Origin of the sequence: Candidatus Protofrankia californiensis, from assembly GCF_900634765.1 — a bacterium.
Lineage (GTDB): Bacteria > Actinomycetota > Actinomycetes > Frankiales > Frankiaceae > Protofrankia > Protofrankia californiensis.
In genome coordinates this window covers 17,211-20,923 of record NZ_CAAAFT010000128.1, presented here as the reverse complement: position 1 = coordinate 20,923, position 3,713 = coordinate 17,211, and the positions used below count along the sequence as shown (strand labels likewise).

The 3,713-nt window shown below is 66.7% G+C and carries 3 protein-coding genes and 1 pseudogene; 3 read left to right on the top strand and 1 reads right to left on the bottom strand.

Annotation, left to right across the window (positions count from 1 at the left end; all coding sequences use genetic code 11):
* Nucleotides 1–530 (bottom strand): annotated as a pseudogene (locus DD1DGNOD_RS27865) (extracellular solute-binding protein); the annotation flags it as partial.
* Between the two features lie 669 nt (nucleotides 531–1,199).
* Here DD1DGNOD_RS27865 and DD1DGNOD_RS07755 point away from each other — a divergent pair.
* The 3 genes from DD1DGNOD_RS07755 to DD1DGNOD_RS28975 form a co-directional block, all read left to right on the top strand.
* Complete coding sequence (locus DD1DGNOD_RS07755) at nucleotides 1,200–1,568, top strand: hypothetical protein (protein WP_131765910.1); 369 nt, start codon at nucleotides 1,200–1,202, stop codon at nucleotides 1,566–1,568.
* 220 nt (nucleotides 1,569–1,788) lie between these two features.
* Nucleotides 1,789–2,622 (top strand): hypothetical protein, encoded by an 834-nt coding sequence (locus DD1DGNOD_RS07750; protein ID WP_131765909.1) that lies wholly within the window; start codon nucleotides 1,789–1,791, stop codon nucleotides 2,620–2,622.
* Between the two features lie 145 nt (nucleotides 2,623–2,767).
* Nucleotides 2,768–3,713 (top strand): FAD-dependent oxidoreductase (locus DD1DGNOD_RS28975; protein ID WP_241255538.1); only part of this gene is annotated, 946 nt, incomplete at its 3' end.

Here is a 3,713-nt window from a genome sequence, read left to right as displayed (position 1 = left end):
GCGTTGCCCGCACGGATCTGCGGGTCGTTGGCCCCGAGCCCCGTCAGGAACTGCTCGGCCCTGGCGTCACTGTGCTGTACCCGTAGCGCGGTGACGAACGCCTGGAACGAGCCGTTCGTCGGGGCAACGCCCACCTTGCCCTTCCAGGCTGGCTCGGTCAGCTCGAAGACCGATTTCGGCAGCTGTTCGGACGGGACGAGGTCGGAGTTGTAGACCAACACCCGGGAGCGCCCGGTGACGCCGACCCACTCGCCACCCGCGGCCCGGTACACCCCGGGAACCTTGTTCAGGGTGTCGGCGGGCAGGACGGCGAACAGACCCTGCTTGGTGACGGCGCCGAGCGCGCCGGCGTCCTGGGCGAAGAAGACGTCCGCGGGCGAGCGGTTGCCCTCCTCCACCAGTTGGGCCGCCATCTGCGCGGTGTCGCCGTAGCGAGCCTCGACGCTGATGCCCGTCTGCTTGGTGAACATCTCGAGCAGGGGCTTGACCAACGACTCGCTACGACCGCTGTAGACGGTGATCTTCTTGTCCGATGTCTGCGCGGCGGAGCCGGCATCGGGTTCCTCGTCCCCGCAGCCGGCGATACCGAGCACAAGCATGCTGGACATGGCGATCGCCAGCGCAGCCCTACGCGGGAAGATGGGCACGGGCATCCACTCCTTCGACCGGCACCGCTCACGGCGAGCACCGGATCTATCTCATTTAGCTATAGCACATCAGAAGTTAGTGCAGCCTAACCTCAGTTCCAGAACGTGCGCCAGAGATGCTTTCCGGGCAACACGGTGGTCACCGGTAGACCGCCGTAAGACAGGACACACCAGCACGGACGGAGCCGCCTTCGCGCCTCCGGCGGCGCGCGAACCAGACTCGCGCCGCCTTCGGCGAACACGAGTCGCCCGCATCCCGGGCGCTATTACAGCCGGATGTCGCCCCTGCCCCGTGTCAACTGCAGCGCCCTGGGGCTCTCGTACAGTTCGCGGTCTGGTCCGTGGCCATACCCGGAGGGTCTCGCGGCCGACTTCAGGCACTTCTGCGCGGGAAAAAGGTCCTCTCCCTGGCCAGGACGCCATCCGTCGGATCACACTGCCATATGAACATGATGTTTCATGAATGTGACCGGTGCGGTAGCTCCAAGCGGGTACGGACACCCGTCCGGGCCGCCGTCGACCGGCGACCGGCGACTACGGAGGTGGCGAATCGTGCAATCGACAAGCCTGCGGGGCGAGCTTTTTGCCGTGACCACGGCGGTTCAGGAAGTACAACGCCATATCCGACACCTGCGCACCCACGCACCGAACTCAAGGGCTGCCGACCGCCTGGAGGCGGACGTCCGCCGGGTCATGGAGGACATCGACGACCTGGCCGCCGAAACTGCCGTCCTCGCCGAAAGCGGCAGTTCCGACGAACCGCATGCGGACACCGCCTGCGAGTGCCACGAGCCGGTGTTCGTACCGGCCCGCCACGATGAGCCGGAGTTCCAGCCCGAATGCGACGACGAGGGAGTCGCCGGCGGGTGGCAGCGACATCGCGCCGTGTCGCCGCGGCGTCGACGCCGCGCCCGAGTATGACAGTCCGACGGCGATCCGGGTCACAGATCACGGCTTGACGCCGCTTCCGACTGGCAACACGACTACTACGGAAAGTTACCGCTGGAGGCGCGATCACGAGGGACCCGAGTTATCGTGATCGCGCCTCCAACGGCCGAAGGCAGGTAGCCGGCGGGCCGAAAGTCGCGTGATCATGGCTCCTCTCACGCGGTCCGGGAGGCGTCAAGAGGTTAGGAGCGCTATGGCGACGCAGACGCACACCCGTGCCGACGACCAGGGGCCCGCTGGTACGGCCGCCCCCCTCAGCGGTGCGGCCAGGGCGAGGATCGCTCAGGCGAGCCTGCGACAGGACCGCTGGTGGGTGGCGCCCGCCATCACGGTGGCGGTCCTCACCGGCTTCGTCGTCTACGGAACGTGGGCGGCGTTCCGCAACGCCAACTATTATGCCGACCCGTACCTGTCGCCGTTCTATTCGCCCTGCCTGACCGACTCCTGCCCGAGTGACACGCTCGGTTCCGGACTGTTCGGCGACATACCCTGGATCTCGCCCGCCATACTGATCCTGGTCTTTCCGCTCGGCTTCCGGCTGACGTGCTATTATTACCGGAAGGCGTACTACCGGTCGTTCTGGTGGGCACCGCCGGCCTGCGCGGTCCCGGACGCCCGGCGAAAATACAGCGGCGAGACACGGTTGCCGCTGATCCTGCAGAACGTGCACCGTTATTTCCTCTATTTCGGCGTTTTGTTCATCGGGCTACTCACCTACGAGGCTGTCGGGGCGTTCATTTTCGACGGTCGTTTCGGCATCGGGGTCGGCACCGGCATGCTCGTGGCCAACGTGGTCCTGCTGGGTCTTTACACGTTCTCCTGCCATTCGTTCCGACATCTGTGCGGGGGCGGGCTGCGGACGCTGTCAGCGCATCCGGTACGCCGGCGGCTGTGGCAGGGGGTGTCGGCGCTCAACCGGCGGCACATGGTGTGGGCGTGGGTGAGCCTGTTGTGGATCATGGCGGCCGACTTCTACATCTGGCTGGTCGCGGCGGGCCACCTGCACGATTACCACTGGGTGGCCTGAGGTGTCACCGTCGCGACTTCGTCCGGATTCCGCCGGTGCCAGGACCGGCATGGATCCGGCGGCCCACGAACCAGACACATCGAGAACCGGGCACATTGAGAACCAGGCATCCTGCGAACAACGTGCGGTGGTGACCACGTAAGCCATGACAACATCGGAAAGACACGCATACGACGTCATCGTGATCGGCGCGGGCGGAGCGGGCCTGCGGGCCGCGCTGGAAGCGCACGAGCAGGGTGCCCGGGTCGCTGTCGTCTGCAAGAGCCTGCTCGGCAAAGCCCACACCGTGATGGCCGAGGGGGGTATCGCGGCCGCGATGGGCAACGTCTGGCCCGAGGACAACTGGCAGACGCACTTCCGCGACACGATGCGCGGCGGGAAGATGCTCAACCAGTGGCAGATGGCCCAGATCCACGCCCAGGAGGCCCCGGCGCGGGTCTGGGAACTGGAGGAATGGGGCGCGGTCTTCGACCGGACACCGGACGGCCGGATACTCCAGCGCGACTTCGGCGGTCACCGTTTCGCCCGGCTCGCGCACGTCGGGGACCGTACCGGCCTTGAGCTGATCCGTACCCTGCAGAACCGGCTGATCAGCAAGAGAATCGACGTCTTCATGGAGTGCACGGTGTTACGCCTGCTGACCGCGCCGGACCCCGCGCCAGCCCGGCCGGCGGCACCGGTCCAGGTGACCGAACCGGCCCGAACGGGCAAGCCGGGTGTACCGAGCGCACCAGGTGAAACCGGTGAACCGTCCACACCAGCGCACGAGGGTAGGCGGATCGCCGGCGCCTTCGCGTACTGGCGTGAGTCCGGCACTTTCGTGCGTTTCGACGCACCCGCGGTGGTGCTCGCCACCGGCGGGATCGGCAAGTCCTACCAGGTGACGTCGAACTCGTGGGAGTACACCGGCGACGGCCACGCGCTCGCGTTGTGGGCCGGGGCCGCGCTGATGGACATGGAGTTCGTCCAGTTCCATCCCACCGGGATGGTCTGGCCACCGTCGGTAAAGGGGATCCTCGTCACCGAGGGCGTCCGGGGCGACGGCGGCGTGCTGCTCAACTCCGAGGGACGTCGCTTCATGTTCGACTACA

Excerpts from the sequence above, each read along its gene's own strand:
- DD1DGNOD_RS07750 (WP_131765909.1), top strand. The coding sequence starts at position 1,789 with ATGGCGACGCAGACGCACACCCGTGCCGACGACCAGGGGCCCGCTGGT.